Here is an 18,813-nt window from a genome sequence, read left to right as displayed (position 1 = left end):
TTCGAGTCTGTGGGGCTAATCGAGCGGCATGTAGCGGTCTTCCAGCTGACGGAAAGACTCGACAGTGTCTGCGATGGTCTCGCGGTCCCGGATGTGCATAGCCATCATCGGCACGAACTCAAAGTCCGGCAGCTCCAAGCGAGCCGTCTGCGCCTGGGTGGGGAAAGACAGTCCATGGACGATATCCCACGGGTAGAACTGCGCGTTGGCAATGTTGCGCACCTCCACGCCTTGGGCGCTGACCCGCACGCGTGGGCGAAGCAGGGTCAGGCAAACAAGGGAAAAGATCAGGCCGATGCCGATGAATCCCAGACGGTCCGTCAGAGTCACCGCCACGCCGGTATCGCCAATACCCACTACCACGGCGAGGAAGATGTGAACAAGCATCACCACAGCCACGCCCGCGTACGCGAGCTTTTTCAGAAACGGAGAAGTAACCACCAGCAGCCAGTCATCACCAGTGCTGGATTGCGGCGCATGGGCATTCTCTGCTTCGGTAGGCATCGAGTGGTGCTGTCCAATCTCCGAGTTATTCACGGCATTCACGTTACTCCCGATCCGATGCAAGGAAAAAGTCCCGCAGAACCAATCGGATCGGGGTGGGGATGAGCTGCTAGCTGTTGGCGATCTGCTTGAGCGTCAACGCCGCCTGGATTGCGGCGAGAGCAGAATCTGCTCCCTTGTCTTCTGCTGCGCCTTCTCCGCCTGCACGGTCGATAGCCTGCTGCTGGTTTTGCACCGTCAGCACGCCGTTGCCCACGGGTACCCCAGAATCGATGGGAATTCGGGTCAGACCGTAGGTCACGGCATCGCAGACAACGCGGAAGTGCTCGGTTTCGCCTTCGATGACGCAGCCGGTGGCCACCACGGCGTCGAAATGCTTGACGGCTTCTGCCACCACGACGGGCAACTCGAGTGCTCCCGCAACCCGCCACTCGCTCACGCTGGCACCGGCTTGCTTGGCGCGGTTGATGGCGCGGGTGTGCAGCGCATCGGTGATTTCGGCGTTCCAAGTGGCGCTGATGACTGCTATGCGCATGCCGGCTGCTTCGCCGTCGCGGACGTGCAGTTGAGACAGTCCGTCGTGTGCCATCGGGGTCCTTTCGGTCAGTGTGTGCGGGGGTGGTGGGGTCTATTTCTTCGACGCCCACCTCGTGGCTTATTAGCTCAGCGAATCCAGCTGGTGCCCCATGCGGTCACGCTTGGTGCGCAGGTATTCCACGTTGTTGGGGTTGGCCGGGAGCTCCACGGGGACGCGTCCGGTGATGTTCACGCCATAGGCAGTGAGCTTGGCTTTCTTGTCCGGGTTATTGGAGATCAGCTGAATAGATTCAGGGCCGAGATCCTGAATGATCTGCGCCGCCGCGGAGTATTCCCGCAGGTCCGCGGGGTATCCCTGGGATACGTTGGCATCCACCGTGTCTTGCCCCTCGTCCTGCAGTACGTAGGCGCGGAGCTTGGGGACCAGACCAATCCCACGGCCTTCGTGGCCACGGATGTAGATGAGAATGCCCTGGCCTTGCTCGGAGATATAGCGCAATCCGGCATCCAGCTGCTCACCGCAGTCGCAGCGCAGGGATCCGAAAACATCGCCGGTGAGGCACTCGGAGTGCACGCGCACGGGTACGTCTTCTTGGCCGGAGACGTCTCCAGCGACGAGGGCGACGTGCTCGATGCCGTCGACCAGGCTGGTGTAACCCACGGCTTGGAATTCGCCGAGCTTTGTGGGCAGTCCGACCTCGACGCTACGCTCCACCACGGGAGTGTTAGCGCGGCGCCACTCGACGAGCTGCTCGATGGAGATCAGTGCGAGATCGTGCTTGTCCGCGAAGCGACGCAGCTCCGGCAGGCGTGCCATCTCAGTGGGGTTTTCTTCGCTGACAACTTCACACAGCGCACCGGCGGGGCGCAGGCCGGCAGCCTTGGCGAGATCCACGGAAGCTTCGGTGTGTCCGGCGCGGACCAGCACGCCCCCGTCGCGAGCGCGTAGAGGCACCACGTGACCCGGACGGTTCAGATCGGTGGAGACGGACTCAGCAGCAGACAGCGTGCGCAGCGTGTGGGCACGGTCGGTTGCGGAAATACCCGTGGTGACGCCCTCGGCGGCGTCCACGGTCACGGTGTAGGCCGTATTGCGCACGTCCTCGTTGCGGGCGACCATTGGGGGCAGACCTAGGCGGTCGCAATCTTCATTGGACATGCCCACGCACACGTAGCCGGAACTGTAGCGAACCATAAAGGCAACGAGTTCGGGAGTAGCAAGCTCGGCCGCGAAGATTAGGTCGCCCTCGTTTTCCCGATCTTCGTCGTCAACCACAACGACTGCCTTGCCCGCGGCGATATCTGCGATGGCGCGCTCCACATCATCCAACATGGTGGACGATGACGTGCCCTGAGGAGTGTCTTCCATTTCTCTAACCTTATCTACGTACAAGTCCGGACGCGCATTGGGTCCGCTCTCAGCGTTGACCGTTCAACCGCTCCACGTATTTTGCCAAGACATCGCACTCAATGTTGACCGAGTCTCCGATGCTCAAGTCCCCCAACATGGTGTCCTCCAAAGTGGTGGGAATCAGCGAGATTCCAAACCATTGCTGCTGCTCGCCAAGCTCAGAGGCTTCAGCCACGGTCAGCGAGGTGCCGTTGACAGCGATGGAACCCTTTTTCACTAGGTACTTCGCCAGCTCTGGGTTATCCAATGTGAAGCGAAAGATTTCCCAGTTCTCACTAGGAGTGCGATTCACCAAGGTGGCAGTGCCATCGACATGCCCTTGCACCACGTGTCCGCCGAAGCGAGATTGGTGTGACATCGCCCGCTCTACATTCACGCGAGAACCTTCTTCCGCGGAACCAAGAGCGGTGTAATCCAAGGTCACCTGCATGACGTCGGCCCAAAAACCCTGCGCATCGAAATCGGTGACGGTCAAACACACCCCATTGATCGCGATGGAATCGCCGTGATGTGCATCCTCCATGACCTCTGGAGCTGTCACGTGCATGCGGATGGAATCCTCCGCACGCTCGATGTCAGAGATGCGTCCGATGGTTTCGATAATTCCTGTAAACATCTATCTAGCCTTCCGTGCTAGCTCTTTGTGGCTGGTTCCCGAGGATCCCGCCCGCCGTCAACGGGATAACGTCCATAGCGTATCGCGTCCCAAGACACGCATCTGTCGCGGATTCAGTTCCCGAATATCGGACATGGACGTGCTCAAGTTAACCGGCGCAATCATGCTGGGTTGTCCGGCGCGCAGTAGTGATGGGGCTTGATAGAGCTCAATGCGGTCCACTACCCCAGCGTCCAAAAAAGCCGTGGTGATGTGGGGTCCGCCTTCCACCAACACGTCGACCATTCCGCGGGAATGCATTTCCTGCAGAACCACCCGCGGATCGTGCTCCCGCAGGTGCAATGCCTGGCCTGGAGGGTGGTGGATCGCGGCGTCGTCGGGAATGGAACGCCATCCCATGACCACCCGCAACGGCTGCTGCGGCATCGGCTGACCAGATTCATCGCGTGCGGTGAGGCGAGGATTGTCCGCAGCCACCGTGCCCGTGCCCACCACGATGGCATCTCGGCGCGCGCGATCCTCGTGGACGTACCTGCGAGCAGCCTCGCCGGTGATCCACTGACTGGTGCCGTCTGTGGCGGCGATGAAGCCGTCGATGGTGGAGGCGAGTTTCAGCGTGACGTGCGGGCGAAGGTGCACCGCAGACGTCAGCCACGTTTCCACCGCGAAGATTGGCACCCATTGGGTGGGAGGTTCGTCTTCCTTGTGTGTTGGGCTCAGTGCAGGTCCATTGACCTCGACGCCATGCGCACGCAAATAGTCCGCTCCGCCCTGTGCCTGCGGGTTGGGGTCCGCAAAGAGGTAGTCCACCCGGGCCACACCAGCTTCAGCCAACGCATGGGAACACGGACCGGTGCGGCCGGTGTGGTTGCATGGCTCGAGAGTGACTACCGCCCGGCTCCCCCGCACGTCCTCGCCGTGAGTCTGTGCGTCTGCCAGTGCCATCACCTCGGCATGCGCGCCACCGGCTGGCTGCGTGGCGCCCTGGCCAATGATCCGGCCTGTGTCATCGAGCAGGAGGCAACCGACTGCTGGGTTGGGCGAAGTGGTTCCTGCCACCGCCCACGCCAACTCGTCAGCGTGGAAGAACAGGCGCAGCTCCTCGGAGCGGGAGGCACCGAGGTGGTTGAGCTCTACAGACACTTACTGACCATCGGCGAGCGCAGCCTGGGCTGCCTCGCGGATCGCGGTGACCTGCGTGGCGGGCGCCTCGTGGCCAAACACACTGGAGCCGGCCACAAAAACATCCACGCCCGCTTCGGCCGAGGGTGTGGTGGATTCGATTCCGATACCGCCATCGATCTCGATGAGGGTGGAGAGACCATCCGCATCGATGCGTTCGCGCAGTGCGCGGACCTTGTCCAGCACCTCAGGCATGAACTTCTGTCCACCGAAGCCAGGCTCCACGGACATGACCAGCACGATGTCGAACTTCTCCAAGTGATCCAGCAAGGGCTCCACAGGAGTATTCGGCTTGATGGAAATGCCTGCCATCGTTCCCACGCCACGCAGCTTGTCTGCCAGTGCTACTGCCTCGTCGACATCCTGCACGGCCTCCAAATGGAAGGTGACGGACTGGAAATCATTGGCGTAGTCCGGTGCCCAGCGGGCGGGGTCCTCAATCATTAGGTGCACGTCAAGGTGCTTATCCGTGTGTGGAACCAGCGACTTTGCCACTGGCAGGCCAAAGGAGAGGTTGGGAACAAAATGCGCATCCATGACGTCGATGTGCAGCCATTCCGCGTTGTCCACGCGAGCGATTTCCTCGGCCAAGCGGCTAAAGTCCGCGGCCAAGATTGACGGGGCGATGATGGTCTTTTGACCGGCAGGATTCTCAGACATAGTTCCTCAGTTTACGCGGGGGTGTAAATGGGCAAGGGCTTGCGCAGCGCGGCGATGAACATCGCGTCCGTGCCGTGCTTGTGTGGCCACATCTGGACAAAAGGTCCCGCGGCGGAAGCGCCCTCGTTGGTCAACTCCGGGAGGACGTCGAACAGATTGAGCGTCTCCAATCCCGTCTCCTCGGCCACGAAACGCACCACCGCGGAGGTCTCCTTGAGGTGAGGAGAGCACGTCGAGTAGATCACCACTCCGCCCGGTGCGGTTGCCTTGATCGCAGAGCGCAGTAGCTCTCGTTGCAACGAGACCAACTCCGGAATATCTGTGGCGGCCTTGCGCCAGCGCGCTTCGGGCCGCCTGCGCAGTGCGCCCAAACCCGAACATGGCGCATCTACCAGCACGCGGTCGAAGCCTTCGTCAGGTGCGTCGAGGCCAGCCACGGAAGTCACGTCGCGGCCGTCGCCGGTGTGCACGCGCACGGGCAATCCCTTGGTGGAGTTCTTCACCAAAGTCGCACGGTGCGAGGCCAATTCCACCGCATCCACGGTGGCCGAGTCTCTCTGAGCCCACGAGCCCAAGAACGCGGTCTTGCCTCCCGGACCTGCACAAAGGTCCAGCCACCGGCCGGCATCATCACGGTTCAGAGGAGCACGGGCCAGCGCCAGGGCGATCATCTGACTGCCCTCGTCTTGGACGGAGGCTAAACCGTCGCGCACAGGCTCAAGTTCTCCCGGGGCACCCTCTTCCAGGTAGACCGCGTAGGGAGACCACGTGCCCTCCTCGCCACCGGTGACCAGCGCAAGTTCTTCCGCGCTGATCTGCCCAGGGCGCGCGGCGAGGTGCACCACCGGGCGCTTGTCATCGGCCTCCAGAGCCGCCTCGAGTTCGGGGTGGATTTCCTGTGCATCCGCGCGGTGGTGCAGTGCATCGTTGAACGCTTGCGCGATCCACGCGGGGTGGGCGTTGCGCAGCGCCAGGTCCTCCAATTCCGATCCCCCAGCAACCTTGTTGATCCACTTTTCCGCGGAGGTGCGGGTGATAGTGCGCAGCACGCCGTTGATGAAGCCGCTGGCCTGGCCGGCGGCATTGGCCTTCGCCAGTTCCACCGAGGTGTTGACCGCCGCATGGTCATCCACGCGCGTGCGCAGGATCTGATATACACCCAAGCGCAGAATATCTAGCGCCACTGAGTCGATCTTGTCCACTGGGCGCCCCGCTGCCTCGGCGATGATCGCATCCAGCAGCCCGGTGGCGCGCAGCGTGCCGTAGGTCAGCTCTGTGGCAAACGCTGCATCGCGACCGGTCAGGTTCGCGTCCTTGATCGCGCGTGGGAGTACGAGGTTGGCGAAGGCCTCGTTGACCGTCACCTCGCGCAGCACCGAAAGCGCCACGTCGCGCGCCTTATCGCCACTGCCTGCCTGCCTTGCCTTAGCCTGACGATGCTCCGGCCGACGCTGTTGGTAGCCTTTCGAAGCCTTGCCGTTGCGGTCGTTGCGCCTCGTTGAGTTCTTTCCCGACGCCGACCTCTGCCCTGATCGGCCGTCATCGGAGCTGCCAGCCGTGCGCTTGTCCGGTGAGCTGTTGCGGCCAGACTGATTAGGCCCAGACTGATTGCGCCCAGAGCTGTCGTGTCCAGCGTTTTTGCGTTCTGGCTCCTGCGGCTGCGATGACTCAGCGCGCGAGCGAAATCCTCCCATTAGTGATCCTCTTCCTGACCGGATTGTGCAGCGTCGAACTGCGGGCGTTGTTCCATGAGCTCTTGCTGACCGCGTGCCCAGTCGGCAGCGTTCATCATCTTCTTGCCGGGTGGCTGAATCGCGGTGATCTCGAGGACGTTCTGGTCTCCCGCGCCCACGATCACGCGCTTGTTACATACGCAGATCTGCCCGGGCCTCAGCGCGGGCACTTCTTCCCCGTCGGACCATGGAAGCATCATCCCGATCTTAAATCTCTGCTCGTTCAGCAGCGTCCAGGCTCCCGGTGCTGGTGTGTGGGCACGCGCCACGCGCTGAATGACGTCCGCTGGTGCGCTCCATTCGATTCGGGCATCGGCAGAGTGAATCTTGCCTGCATGGGTGGCCAAAGATACATCTTGCTCTGTCAGCGTGGCCGTGCCCTCATGCAGCGAAATCAACGTGTCCGCCAGCAGCTCCCGGCCCTGCAAGGTCAGGCGCGTCAGCAGATCATCGGCCGTGTCCGCAATGCCAATCTGCTCGTCATAGGAGCTGAGCATCGGGCCGGTATCCAGACCCTCTTCGATGCGAAAGATTGTGGCGCCCGTGATGTTATCTCCGGCAGCGATGGCGGCCTGCACGGGAGCTGCTCCCCGCCACCGCGGCAGCAGAGAAAAGTGCAGGTTAAGCCAACCGAACTCGAAAGCATCCAGGAGATCAGACGGAATCAGGTTGCCATAGGCCACCACGGCCACGGCAGTCACTCCCTGATCTGCATAGCTGGCCAAGACAGCGCGCGGATCTTCTGCCTGCTCCACACCGGTCTTCAAGGACGGCCACTTATGCACCGGGATGCCGTGCTCGTCGGCTACTTCAGCGACCTTGCTGGGGTGCAGGCTGCGCCCCCGGCCACGGTTGGCATCAGGTTGGGTGATCACTCCGACCACATCGAGGTTTGCGTCGTCAATTAAACGACGCAGCGCATACGCGGCGGGTTCGGGCGTGCCTGCAAACAGGATCTTCATTGCGCTCATGCGTTCTGGAACCAATCGGCCGTGCGGATGGCGGACATCGCTTCCTTGCGTTCCTCCGGCGACAAATGCTTGAGGAACATCACGCCGTCGAGGTGGTCCGTTTCGTGTTGAACGCAGCGCGCCAACAGGCCTGTGACTTCGCGGTCCACTGGCTCGCCGTCCACGGTCAGTCCCTGCACGCGGACCCGCTCGGCGCGTGTCACGGTACCGCCGATTCCTGGAATAGACAGGCACCCTTCGGTGCCGGTTTGGGTCTCGTTATCGATCGCCGTCCACACGGGGTTGATGATGTGGCCGCGGTCGCCTTCGCAGTCGTAGACGAATACGCGCTGGGTCACCCCCACCTGATTGGCGGCAAGGCCAACGCCACCATAAGCATCCATCGTCTCCAACATGTCTGCTACCAGCGTCTTTGTTGCTGCCGATCCCACCTTGTCCTCGGCAATGGGGTCCGAGACAGTGCGGAGTACGGGGTCGCCAAAGTAACGCATGGAAAGCTCAGTCATAGCGACAAGGTTAGCCGATGCGTACTGGGTTCATAATCACCCGTAGCGGCCCGGCGTTCTTCTGCGTGGCGCGTACCGCCTGCGCCGTCTTCAGCGCACTGCCCAGAGCAATCGCATCTTCGTGGGGAACGCGCACGATGAGTCTGCGCGCGCTGTCTGCCTCCGACTTATCCATTCCCGCGGGCAGCCGCACTCCAGGGGGAAGCTCCACTGGGCCGAGCAGTTCGGTTGTCACAGGTAGTTCTGCCAGGTCGATGAGGTTTTCGATGCTGGCTGCGGTTCCATCGACTGCAGCCACGGTTGCTGCCGGGGGAAAGTGAGCTTCCTTTCTCGACGCCAACTCCGACATCGCCGCTCTTTCCGGATCCCAACGGATGACCTGCTGCACGGAATGCAATGACGCATCCGCGGTCAGTACGGCCAGACCACCGTGTGCGTGTGGTTTGACCAGGGAGATTGCCTGCATCCACTGGCGCACGGCATTCTCGTTGGCCCGCAGATCTTCTTTACCCAGTACAATCCATGGATCCAGCATCACCGCAGCGCCGTAGAGGCCGACGAGGCTGTTCTTATCCTGCGGTGCTACTCGAGGTTCGGCACCCGGGGTGGCCACCACGATGCTGGGTTTGTGGGGAACTTCGACCCGCACCGACTCCCCGCCGCTGGAGATGATGGGCACCCCCGGAAAGGCGTGGCCCAGCTCTTCGACCGTGCGGTCCTGTCCGATGACGGACATGCGAACCGAATTATTACCGCAGGCCGAGCAGGTGAATTGACCTGCTGATGCGCCGCACCACCGGCAGCGAGGAACGGCAGCCTCCCCGGAGGCGGGCAGTTCCAGAGGACCATTGCAATGTCGGCACCGAGCTGGCGTGCGACAGCGAGAGCACGACAGCGCCGGGGCATAGCCCCTACGCGGAACCTGGACGAGTACTGGTTCGCTCGCATCGAGCGCGTGCCGGATGGCATGGAAGGCCAAAGTGGGCACTCGGGAGCCACGAGAATAGGCCTCGCGCTCGCGCTGCAGATCTGTCTCCCCCAACGCCCTGATCAGCGGAAGATGTTCGCCGACTGTCGGTCGCGGTACGGAAATGGACTGCATCTGTCCTGCCTCAATCCACTGCTGGATCTCTGCCGAGCGATGCACCCCGACCGTCACCAGGGCGGCCTCAGATTCCTCCGCGCGGAGCTTGGCCACGTCCCTGGCGTGCAAGTACGGCGCACGCGGATCCACCAAGTTGTCATCGGACTCCCCCAGCACCACGATCAACTTCAGGTTCTGTACCGGAGCCAGAACCGCTGAACGCGTGCCCACAACCAAGCGAGCCTGCCCGTGCAGAATAGAGAGGAACCTCCGGTAGCGTGCGTTGGGGCCTTCCGCGGCCGTCATCTCCGTGATCTGCGCCGCCGATACCCACGTCCGAAGATAGGCCCCCACGCGGTCGACTACCTTTTGCGTGGGCGCGACGATCAAGACACCAGCTTGCTGCCCATTCCACGCTGTGGCGGCGGCAAGAACCGCCGCCAGGAAAGCGGAATCCTCACCCGGCAGAGTGAGAACACTGGCGGAATTGGCCGTTCCGTGAATCACGGAAGAGACGTACTCCGGACCATTGCTGTAGCTGGAGAAGGCGGAGTTGGCGTCGGACAAAGAGGACTCGCACAACTGCTCCACGGGAACCAACGAACCATACAGATCCACCCACGAACGCCCATCGCCAAACAAGCCCGCCTTTTCCGCGGCGGCGTGGCGGGGCGGGATGGCCATGCGCACGATATCCGAGCGGATGCCTGCGCTGCGCTCAGCAATTTGATCGATCAGGCGAAACATATGCTCGTCGCACACCACATCAGGGCTGATCAAGCGCTCGATCGGACGCAAGCTGCCCGCGTGATCGCTAGTACGGCGGCGCTGAACCACCAGCGCATCCACCAAACGGCCCGCGAAGCGAACACGGACGCGCATCCCCGGCTGCACCGTGCTCTGCATTGCCTCTGGGATGGAGTAATCGAAAAGCCGATCCAAATGCGCAACGCCCAACAAAGGCAGAACCCGGGCGATGGGTTCCGACAATGCAGGGCGTTGGGTAGTCACGGTCACCTAGTGTAACGAGTGGCCAGACAGCGCTGGTTCAGGTGCAACGCATGAGGCAGAAAACCACCCGCGAGCAGCTATCGACCCAGTGCGGCCTTGAGCTCATCCACGCGATTGGTGCGCTCCCACGGCAGGTCCACATCCGTGCGACCAAAGTGCCCATAGGCAGCGGTTTGGGCGTACAGCGGACGCTTCAGATCCAGCTCGCGCAAGATCGCGGTAGGACGCAGATCAAAAACCGTCAACACGGCCTGCTGGATCTGCTCGTCGGTCAGATCTGCAGCTGCGGTACCGTGAGTATCCACATACAGGCCCACCGGCTTGGCGCGGCCAATGGCGTACGCGATCTGTACTTCTGCCTTTTCCGAAAGACCGGCGGCCACGATGTTCTTCGCCACCCAGCGCATCGCGTAGGCACCGGAACGGTCCACCTTTGAAGGATCCTTACCGGAGAATGCGCCGCCGCCGTGGCGAGCCATGCCGCCGTAGGTGTCCACGATGATCTTGCGGCCGGTCAGACCAGCATCGCCCATGGGGCCACCCAGCACGAAGGAACCGGAAGGATTGACCAGCAGGTTCACATCGGCGTGCACCAAGTGCTGGATTCCGGCCTCGGCCACACAGTGATCGAGCACGTGATGCTTCAGCGAGGCAGCCAAGCTCTGACGCTGCGCCTCGCCCACCCAGGACTCGTCGTGCTGCGTGGAGATCACCACAGTATCCAGCTTGACGGGCTTTCCCGCTTCGTCGTAGGCGAAGGTGACCTGGGTCTTGCCGTCCGGGCGCAGGCCCGGAACGATGTTCTCGTTGCGTACCTCCGCCAGGCGGTGCGCTAGGCGGTGAGCCAGGGAAATAGGCAGAGGCATCAGCTCTGCGGTTTCGTTGGTGGCGTAGCCGAACATGAGTCCCTGATCGCCTGCGCCCAGCTGATCGTCTGCGTCTAGCTCGCCGGTCGAGTGCTCCCGGTGTTCGATGGCGGTGTCCACGCCCGCGCCGATCTCCGGAGACTGCTCACCGATGGAGATGCTCACGCCACAAGTCTTGCCGTCAAAGCCCATGTCAGAGCTGGTGAAGCCGATCTTGGTCAGCGTATTGCGGACAATTTGGGGGATCTCCACATATGCCTTGGTGCGCACCTCTCCCACCACGTGCACGAGCCCGGTGGTCACAACCGTCTCTACTGCCACGCGAGCCTCTGGGTCCTGCTCCAAGAGGGCATCCAGAATGGAATCGGAGATGGCATCGCAGATCTTGTCTGGATGCCCCTCAGTGACGGATTCGCTGGTAAACAGTCGCAGGGACAACGTAGAGACCTTCTTTACTGTGTTGATTGTTCGCGTGGGCTATCGGCTATGGGTGGCAGCTTAGGTCACGGCAATGATTTAAGAACAGAACTTAGATACTAGACCAAGCTGTCTGTATTTGTCATTAATGTGGGGTCAGCAGGGTTTCTGCTTCGTCGAGGATGCGCGCAGCCACATCCAATTTAGGTCCCGAAGGCACGTCAATCACGGTGGGATCTTCCCGGCCTTCCGCACCTGGAGTATCGCGAGCGCTCAGCAACCAGCCCGCATTGTCCTCCTGGCCAAAGACCTTGCCCTCTCCCACCGCATTGCACATCAACAGGTCGCAACCCTTGCGCAGGAACTTGCGCTTAGCGTGCTCGAGAGGACTACTCTTCTCATCCCCCGTCTCCGCAGCAAAGCCCACGATGACCGTCTCGGAAGGGATCTCCCCCTCCCTCCGTGCCTGAACGAGGCCCGCCAGGATGTCCGGGTTCTCGGTCATCTTCAACGTGGAGAAATCGTGGTCGCCGTCCTTCTTCATTTTCGACGCCGCCACTGACTCTGGCCGATAGTCCGCCACAGCCGCAGCCATAACCATCAGATCTGCGTGGGGCGCAGCTTCCTGTACCGCGGCTTGGAGTTCCAGAGCAGTGCGCACATGCACTACCTCTGCCCCACTGGGTGTGTGCAGTACATCCGTGCTAGCGGAAATGAGGGTCACGTCAGCGCCACGTTGCGCGGCGATATCAGCCAGCGCGTATCCTTGGCGTCCAGAGGACGCGTTGGTGAGAAAACGCACGGGGTCGATCGGCTCTTCAGTGCCGCCTGCGGTGACCACCACGCGCTTGCCCACCAAGGATTGCCGGAATATCTCGGCGTGTTGGTTGCGTGCCACCGCCAGTGACAGTGCCCCGATGTGATCGGGTTCAGGCAACCGGCCTGGACCGGAATCCTTCCCCGTCAGACGGCCATGTGCCGGCTCGATGACGGTGATGCCGCGCTCCCGCAGGGTGCGGACATTAGCTTGTGTTGCAGCGTTCTCCCACATCTCTGTGTGCATTGCCGGAGCGAGGACGATCGGGCATGTTGACACCAAGCAGCTCGACGTCAGCAGGTCGTCTGCCCGTCCGGTAGCCAGACGCGCAAGTAGGTCGGCAGTCGCTGGAGCGATGACAATCAAGTCAGCCTCTTGGCCCAGGCGCACGTGCTGCACCTCATCCACATTGTCAAAAACATCGGTGGACACGGGATTGCCACTCAAGGCCTCGAACGTCGCTGCGCCAACAAACTTCAGTGCGCTGCGCGTCGGGATAACGTGCACTTCATGGGAGGATTCCTTGAAGTAACGAACCAGGTGGGCAGCTTTATACGCTGCAATGCCGCCCCCAACGCCTATTAAGACGCGGAGCGGCATTTTTTGCGCAGAGCCGTTGGGTGATCCGTTGGTTGAATTACTCACACGGACAGCCTAGCGGGTCTAACCCTCGGTGTGCTCCAAGAGATCCTGGTTGATCTCGCGCAGAGCAATGGACAAAGGCTTTTCCTGCACGTCTGGGGTCACCAGCGGGCCAACAAACTCGAAGACTCCCTCATCGATGGTCTGGAAGTAATCGTTGATCTGTCGCGCACGCTTAGCGGCTAAAATCACCAGCGCGTACTTAGAAGAAACCTTGGTCAGGAGCTCATCGATCGGCGGGTTGGTGATTCCTACTGGTGGATCGAACACCGTCTCGTTCGAGTTCACGTCCTGATTTTCCACGTTGTACACCTTCTCTTTTAAAATACTTCAAGGGGCTGTGCGGTTCTCACGCACGCAGCGGGCTGGTTAGGAGCCCTGGAGGATTCCAGAGATCTCAGCTACTGCCGTATTGAGGTCGTCGTTAACCACTACTCTGTCGAACTCATCCTGAGCGGCCATCTCAACGCGCGCGGTTTTTAACCGGCGGTCGATCACATCTTGGCTCTCGGTGCCACGTCCAGTCAGCCGGTCTACCAGGATCTCCCACGACGGTGGGGCTAGGAAGACCAGTTCCACGTTTGGCATGAGGCGCTTGATGTTGCGCGCGCCCTCGAGGTCAACCTCGATGAGCACGGGGCGGCCCTCAGCGATTGCTTCTTCCACTGGAACGCGCGGCGTTCCTGAGAGCTGCAAGCCCCCATGGATTTCCGCCCATTCCAGCATCTTGGAGGCCTCGATGGCCTCACGAAAATCCTCCCGGGAAACGTAGATGTAATCCTGCCCATCTACTTCTCCCGGACGGGGATCGCGAGTGGTCATCGACACACTGAAGAAGAGTCGAGGGACGTCGTTTCGCAGCTTGGACACAACAGTGGATTTACCCACTGCAGATGGTCCAGCCAGAACAACGACCCTCCCCTCAGCTGTGTCGTTGGTCACCGACTTACTCCTCGAAGCCGAAGTGCTCCAGGAGTGCGCGACGCTGGCGGTCGCCCAGGCCGCGCAAGCGGCGGGTAGGAGCGATCTCCAGCTGGTTCATGATCTCCTCTGCCTTGACCTTGCCCACCTTTGGCAAAGATACGAGCAGTGCGGAAACCTTCATCTTGCCCAGAATCGGGTCGGTTTCAGCGTCCTTGAGCACCTGCTTGAGATCGGTGCCGCCTCGCTTCAGCTTCTCGCGCAGCTCCGCGCGTGCCTTACGAGCTTCTGCAGCCTTCTTGAGTGCTTCTGCACGCTGCTCCGGGGTCAACTGGGGAAGTGCCACGGGATCCTCCGTTGTAGGTTCTAGTCGAATGTCTTGTACGTAACTACGTCTAGGGTGTTGCAGAAACTCATGGGAGTAGCAGCAACGATGCTGACGAACTTACACGAAGTACTCGGTAAGTTCGTACAGGCAATACTCAAGGCGAGTTATCTATGCCGCAATTCAGCGATCTGTGTGCCGAATCTGAGTGTTTACCCTCGTGACCACGAGGATCACCGTGCGCTCAACAGCCCTAACCCGAGAAAGTGTACCACTACTCATCAGCGCTATTTCAAATAACTAGCACGCATTTCCATCACTGCGTCAGATATTTCGCCCACGTCAGGCCCTCGCTTGAGCACTCCGCGGGAAACATTTGGACATGCCAGTGCCTCGGCGGCACCGGCTATTCGCTCCACATCTGCGAACGATCCGCCCTGGGCTCCCACTCCCGGCATGAGAATCATGCCACCAACTTCATCGAGTTGAGGTGGATTATCCACGGTTGCGCCCACCACCACGCCCAAGTTGCCAGGACCCTCATGAACAGCATTTCGCTGCGCAACCTGGTTGACGATGCTTTGTGCAAGGGTGACCCCGCGCACGTCTGCCAGCTGCACAGAGGGAGCCTCAGGATTCGACGTAGCAGCCAGAACAATCGCTCCCCTATGAGATTGTTCCGCCGCCTGCATTACCGGCTCCAAGGAACCGAAGCCCAACCATGGCGATACCGTGACCGCGTCTGCGCACAAGGGCGAGCTGTCATCCAACCACGCAGTGGCGTAGCCAGCCATCGTGGATCCAATGTCACCGCGCTTAGCGTCGGCAATAACCAATACACCAGCAGCGCGCAACGCGGACAACGCACGTTCCAGAACTGCGAACCCGGCCGAACCGAAACGCTCATAAAACGCAACCTGCGGCTTGACCACACAGGCGGTCTCTGCGAAGGCCTCCACGCAGATGTCCGTGAACTGACGCAGGCCATCAACGTTGGCCTCCAAGCCCCAGTCCTGCATTAACTGTGCGTGTGGGTCGATCCCCACGCACACTGGGCCGTATGTGGCCGCGCGCTCGACGAATCGCTGACCGAACGTGCCCTCCGGGCGGGAGTGGGCTGGAGAACCAACCATGAAACAAGTGCCTTTCTATATGAAAACGAGGGGCGCACAGGCCCCTGCGTCATTCACACGCGAGAGCCGTGCAGATCGATCAATTAATGCTGCAAATCCTGGATTGCTCGCACCTCGGTGTCAGCGCCCTGGAGTGCCGCGATGCCCTGAACAGCGGCCACACAGCCCTGAACAGTGGTGATCGCGGCGACACCCATGTTCACTGCGGCAGCGCGGATGTCGTAGCCATCGTGACGTGCACCAGCAGAACCTGCCGGAGTGTTAAGGATGAGGTCCACCTTGCCCTCGTTGATGTAGTCCACCACAGAGCGTGCTCGATCCTCGGACTCTTCGTTGATGCTGGACAGCTTGGCGACAACCTCACACGGCACGCCGTTGCGCTTGAGCATCTGGGCGGTGCCCTCGGTGGCGAGAATCTCGAAGCCTAGGTCGGCCAAGCGCATGATCGGAAGCATCAAGGTGCGCTTGTCGCGGTTAGCCACGGACACGAACACCGTGCCGGAGGTGGGCAGGGAACCAAATGCGCCCTCCTGAGACTTCGCGAAAGCTGTGCCGAAGTCAGAATCAAGACCCATGACCTCACCGGTGGACTTCATCTCGGGACTCAGCAGGGAATCCAACACCTTGCCGTCTGGGCTGCGGAAACGGTTGAACGGCATGACCGCTTCCTTCACCGCAATGGCATGCCCCAGTGGCAGCGATCCACCGTCGCGATCGGTCGGGATCATTCCCTCGGACTGCAGCTCCTGCAGGGTGCTTCCCAGCATGATGCGCGCGGCAGCCTTGGCCAGTGGCGTACCGGTGGCCTTGGATACGAATGGCACAGTGCGGGATGCGCGAGGGTTGGCCTCGATAACGTAGAGGATGTCGTCCTTCAGCGCGAACTGAACGTTCATCAGGCCCTTGACACCAATGCCGTGAGCCAGCGCCTGGGTGGAGCGGCGCACATTCTCGATGTCCTCAGGTCCCAGCGTCATTGGAGGCAGGGCACATGCGGAGTCACCGGAGTGAATGCCGGCTTCCTCGATGTGCTCCATCACGCCTGCGAGGAAGACCTCTTCCCCATCGCACAGCGCGTCCACGTCGATTTCGATGGCGGAGTCCAAGAAGCGATCCACGAGCACTGGGTGGTCATCGGTGATTTCGGTGGCGCGAGAGATGTAGTCCTCGAGGGATGGCTCGTCGTAGACGATTTCCATGCCGCGGCCGCCCAGCACGTAGGACGGACGCACCAGCACGGGGTAACCGATGCGGGATGCGACGTCCCGAGCTTCTTCGAAGGAGGTAGCGGTGCCGTATGCAGGAGCAGGCAGTTCGGCCTTCTCCAGAACCTTGCCGAATTCGCCGCGGTCCTCAGCCAGGTTGATGGCCTCCGGCGACGTTCCGACGACAGGCACACCGGCATCTGCCAGTCGCTGTGCCAAGCCCAGTGGGGTCTGGCCGCCCAGCTGCACGATGACTCCGGCGATCTCGCCGGACTCGGCTTCCGCGTTGTAGACCTCCATGACGTCTTCGAAGGTCAGCGGCTCAAAGTACAGACGATCTGCAGTGTCGTAGTCCGTGGATACGGTCTCCGGGTTGCAGTTGATCATGACGGTCTCGTAGCCCACACGGGACAGCTCGAGCGCAGCATGGACACAGGAGTAGTCGAACTCAATGCCCTGGCCGATGCGGTTCGGGCCGGAGCCCAGGATCAGAACCTTCTTCTTTTCCGTCTGCGGGGTCACCTCAGTCTCGGCTGCGGGATCCAACTCGTAGGAAGAGTAGTGGTATGGGGTCTTGGCCTCGAACTCAGCGGCGCAGGTGTCCACGGTCTTGAAGACTGGACGCACTCCCAGGGACCAGCGCAGCGAACGCACGCCGTCCTCCCCTGCCAATTCTGGCCGCAGCGCGGCGATCTGCCGGTCAGACAGGCCCAGGTACTTGGCTTCGCGCAGCAGCTGTTCGTCCAGTACCGGCGCATTTTCTAGCTGGTTGCGGAAATCAACCAGAGCCTGGACTTCCTCCAAGAACCATGGGTCGATTTTGGACGCCTCGTAGACCTCGTCGATGGTGGCACCCAGGCGCAGGGCCAGCTCAACGTCGTACATGCGACCCTCGGTCGGGCGGGTTAGATCTTCCAGCACCGCGTCCTTGTCGGTGGCGCGCTCGCCAGCGAAGTACTCGTCAGCGGTGGTCCAGAAGCCGGTCTGCTTGGTCTCCAGGGACCGCATGACCTTATTCAAGCCGGTGATGTAGTTCCGGCCGATGGCCATGGCCTCACCCACGGACTTCATCGTGGTGGTCAGCGTGTCATCAGCACCGGGGAACTTCTCGAATGCGAAGCGAGGAGCCTTGACGATCACATAGTCCAGCGTCGGCTCGAAAGCAGCTGGGGTGACCTCGGTGATGTCATTACGCACTTCATCCAAGGTGTAACCGATGGCCAACTTTGCAGCCAGCTTGGCGATTGGGAAGCCCGTGGCCTTGGAAGCCAGCGCAGAGGAACGGGACACACGTGGGTTCATCTCGATGGTGATGATGCGACCGTCATCTGGGTTGATAGCGAACTGGATGTTACATCCGCCGGTGTCCACGCCCACCTCGCGCAAGATGGCTAGGCCCTGGTCACGCATGGTCTGAAACTCGCGGTCGGTCAGCGTCATGGACGGAGCCACGGTCACGGAATCACCGGTGTGCACGCCCAGAGCGTCCACGTTCTCAATGGAACAGACAACCACCACGTTGTCCTTGCCATCACGCATCAGCTCCAGCTCGAATTCCTTCCATCCCAGGATGGACTCTTCGATCAGCACGTTAGCTTCCGGAGAAGCGGCCAGGCCGCCGCCGGCGATGCGGTTGAGGTCTTCGTTGTTATAAGCCAAGCCGGAGCCCAGGCCACCCATGGTGAAGGACGGGCGAACCACCACGGGAAGTCCCAGCTCAGCCACGGCTGCATGCACTTCGTCCATGTTGTGGCACACGGCGGAACGAGCGGAATCGCCGCCGATCTTGGCCACGATGTCCTTGAACTTCTGGCGGTCCTCGCCGCGCTCGATGGCATCGATGTCCGCACCGATGAGCTCCACGCCGTATTTGTCCAGGATGCCCAGGCGATCCAGCTGGATCGCAGCATTCAATGCGGTCTGTCCACCCAAGGTGGCCAGTACGGCGTCGACCTTGTGGCCAGCGGCCTGCTCTGCGGCGAAGATCTTTTCGATGTAGCCCGGCTGGATGGGCTCGATGTAGGTGTGATCCGCGAACTCCGGGTCCGTCATGATCGTGGCGGGGTTGGAGTTGATCAGGGTAACTCGTAGGCCCTCTTCCTTGAGGACGCGGCAGGCCTGGGTGCCCGAGTAGTCAAACTCACAGGCCTGACCGATCACGATGGGGCCGGAACCGATGACGAGTACGTGCTTGATGTCTTCCCGACGTGGCATGGAATGAATCTCCTAGTTATTGATTGAGGTGATGACTTAAGTGAGTGAGGTACTCGTC

Annotated in this window: 17 protein-coding genes; all 17 read right to left on the bottom strand. The window is 61.1% G+C overall.

What is annotated here, in order from left to right:
• Positions 1–15: 15 nt before the first annotated feature.
• Positions 16–504: a PH domain-containing protein gene (locus tag CS919_RS06690; protein ID WP_099298840.1), complete on the bottom strand. Its 489-nt coding sequence runs from the start codon at positions 502–504 to the stop codon at positions 16–18.
• 109 nt (positions 505–613) lie between these two features.
• Positions 614–1,093: a 6,7-dimethyl-8-ribityllumazine synthase gene (ribH, locus tag CS919_RS06685; RefSeq protein WP_099298710.1), complete on the bottom strand. Its 480-nt coding sequence runs from the start codon at positions 1,091–1,093 to the stop codon at positions 614–616.
• Between the two features lie 69 nt (positions 1,094–1,162).
• A complete protein-coding gene (locus tag CS919_RS06680) occupies positions 1,163–2,410 on the bottom strand; it encodes a bifunctional 3,4-dihydroxy-2-butanone-4-phosphate synthase/GTP cyclohydrolase II (protein WP_099298709.1) in 1,248 nt (415 codons plus the stop codon).
• 49 nt (positions 2,411–2,459) lie between these two features.
• On the bottom strand, positions 2,460–3,068 hold the full coding sequence (locus CS919_RS06675; protein ID WP_099298708.1) for a riboflavin synthase: 609 nt from the start codon (positions 3,066–3,068) through the stop codon (positions 2,460–2,462).
• A gap of 57 nt (positions 3,069–3,125) precedes the next feature.
• A complete protein-coding gene (ribD, locus tag CS919_RS06670; RefSeq protein ID WP_234990853.1) occupies positions 3,126–4,211 on the bottom strand; it encodes a bifunctional diaminohydroxyphosphoribosylaminopyrimidine deaminase/5-amino-6-(5-phosphoribosylamino)uracil reductase RibD in 1,086 nt (361 codons plus the stop codon).
• Positions 4,212–4,910, bottom strand: a complete 699-nt coding sequence (rpe, locus tag CS919_RS06665) for a ribulose-phosphate 3-epimerase (protein ID WP_099298707.1) — start codon at positions 4,908–4,910, stop codon at positions 4,212–4,214.
• Between the two features lie 11 nt (positions 4,911–4,921).
• On the bottom strand, positions 4,922–6,604 hold the full coding sequence (locus CS919_RS06660; protein WP_099298706.1) for an RsmB/NOP family class I SAM-dependent RNA methyltransferase: 1,683 nt from the start codon (positions 6,602–6,604) through the stop codon (positions 4,922–4,924).
• Positions 6,604–7,605 carry a methionyl-tRNA formyltransferase gene (gene fmt / locus CS919_RS06655; protein ID WP_099298838.1) on the bottom strand — a complete coding sequence of 334 codons (1,002 nt, stop codon included), beginning with the start codon at positions 7,603–7,605 and terminating at the stop codon, positions 6,604–6,606. The genes CS919_RS06660 and fmt overlap by 1 nt, the downstream gene beginning before the upstream one ends.
• Before the next feature lie 5 nt (positions 7,606–7,610).
• Positions 7,611–8,120, bottom strand: coding sequence for a peptide deformylase (def, locus tag CS919_RS06650; RefSeq protein WP_099298705.1), 510 nt, complete (start codon positions 8,118–8,120; stop codon positions 7,611–7,613).
• Between the two features lie 10 nt (positions 8,121–8,130).
• Positions 8,131–10,215, bottom strand: coding sequence for a primosomal protein N' (locus CS919_RS06645; protein ID WP_099298704.1), 2,085 nt, complete (start codon positions 10,213–10,215; stop codon positions 8,131–8,133).
• A gap of 77 nt (positions 10,216–10,292) precedes the next feature.
• Complete coding sequence (metK, locus tag CS919_RS06640; RefSeq protein WP_099298703.1) at positions 10,293–11,519, bottom strand: methionine adenosyltransferase; 1,227 nt, start codon at positions 11,517–11,519, stop codon at positions 10,293–10,295.
• Positions 11,520–11,643: 124 nt separating this feature from the next.
• On the bottom strand, positions 11,644–12,915 hold the full coding sequence (gene coaBC / locus CS919_RS06635; protein WP_099298702.1) for a bifunctional phosphopantothenoylcysteine decarboxylase/phosphopantothenate--cysteine ligase CoaBC: 1,272 nt from the start codon (positions 12,913–12,915) through the stop codon (positions 11,644–11,646).
• A gap of 63 nt (positions 12,916–12,978) precedes the next feature.
• Complete coding sequence (rpoZ, locus tag CS919_RS06630) at positions 12,979–13,260, bottom strand: DNA-directed RNA polymerase subunit omega (RefSeq protein ID WP_099298837.1); 282 nt, start codon at positions 13,258–13,260, stop codon at positions 12,979–12,981.
• 66 nt (positions 13,261–13,326) lie between these two features.
• Entirely contained in the window at positions 13,327–13,899 is a 573-nt protein-coding gene (gene gmk, locus CS919_RS06625; RefSeq protein WP_099298701.1) for a guanylate kinase, read from the bottom strand.
• A gap of 4 nt (positions 13,900–13,903) precedes the next feature.
• Positions 13,904–14,224, bottom strand: a complete 321-nt coding sequence (gene mihF / locus CS919_RS06620; RefSeq protein ID WP_099298700.1) for an integration host factor, actinobacterial type — start codon at positions 14,222–14,224, stop codon at positions 13,904–13,906.
• Between the two features lie 266 nt (positions 14,225–14,490).
• A complete protein-coding gene (gene pyrF / locus CS919_RS06615; protein WP_099298699.1) occupies positions 14,491–15,336 on the bottom strand; it encodes an orotidine-5'-phosphate decarboxylase in 846 nt (281 codons plus the stop codon).
• Between the two features lie 83 nt (positions 15,337–15,419).
• Entirely contained in the window at positions 15,420–18,755 is a 3,336-nt protein-coding gene (gene carB / locus CS919_RS06610; RefSeq protein WP_099298698.1) for a carbamoyl-phosphate synthase large subunit, read from the bottom strand.
• Positions 18,756–18,813: the final 58 nt, after the last annotated feature.

Source organism: Corynebacterium dentalis (assembly GCF_900232865.1).
GTDB classification, from domain to species: Bacteria; Actinomycetota; Actinomycetes; order Mycobacteriales; family Mycobacteriaceae; genus Corynebacterium; species Corynebacterium dentalis.
The sequence above is the reverse complement of the archived record's forward strand: the minus strand, read 5'-3'. Positions and strand labels throughout refer to the sequence as shown.

Coding starts and splice junctions, on each gene's coding strand:
- def (WP_099298705.1), bottom strand. CDS start 8,120: ATGACTGAGCTTTCCATGCGTTACTTTGGCGACCCCGTACTCCGCACT.
- rpe (WP_099298707.1), bottom strand. CDS start 4,910: ATGTCTGAGAATCCTGCCGGTCAAAAGACCATCATCGCCCCGTCAATC.
- ribH (WP_099298710.1), bottom strand. CDS start 1,093: ATGGCACACGACGGACTGTCTCAACTGCACGTCCGCGACGGCGAAGCA.
- coaBC (WP_099298702.1), bottom strand. CDS start 12,915: ATGCCGCTCCGCGTCTTAATAGGCGTTGGGGGCGGCATTGCAGCGTAT.
- pyrF (WP_099298699.1), bottom strand. CDS start 15,336: ATGGTTGGTTCTCCAGCCCACTCCCGCCCGGAGGGCACGTTCGGTCAG.
- CS919_RS06680 (WP_099298709.1), bottom strand. CDS start 2,410: ATGGAAGACACTCCTCAGGGCACGTCATCGTCCACCATGTTGGATGAT.
- CS919_RS06675 (WP_099298708.1), bottom strand. CDS start 3,068: ATGTTTACAGGAATTATCGAAACCATCGGACGCATCTCTGACATCGAG.
- CS919_RS06660 (WP_099298706.1), bottom strand. CDS start 6,604: ATGGGAGGATTTCGCTCGCGCGCTGAGTCATCGCAGCCGCAGGAGCCA.
- CS919_RS06690 (WP_099298840.1), bottom strand. CDS start 504: ATGCCTACCGAAGCAGAGAATGCCCATGCGCCGCAATCCAGCACTGGT.
- carB (WP_099298698.1), bottom strand. CDS start 18,755: ATGCCACGTCGGGAAGACATCAAGCACGTACTCGTCATCGGTTCCGGC.
- fmt (WP_099298838.1), bottom strand. CDS start 7,605: ATGAAGATCCTGTTTGCAGGCACGCCCGAACCCGCCGCGTATGCGCTG.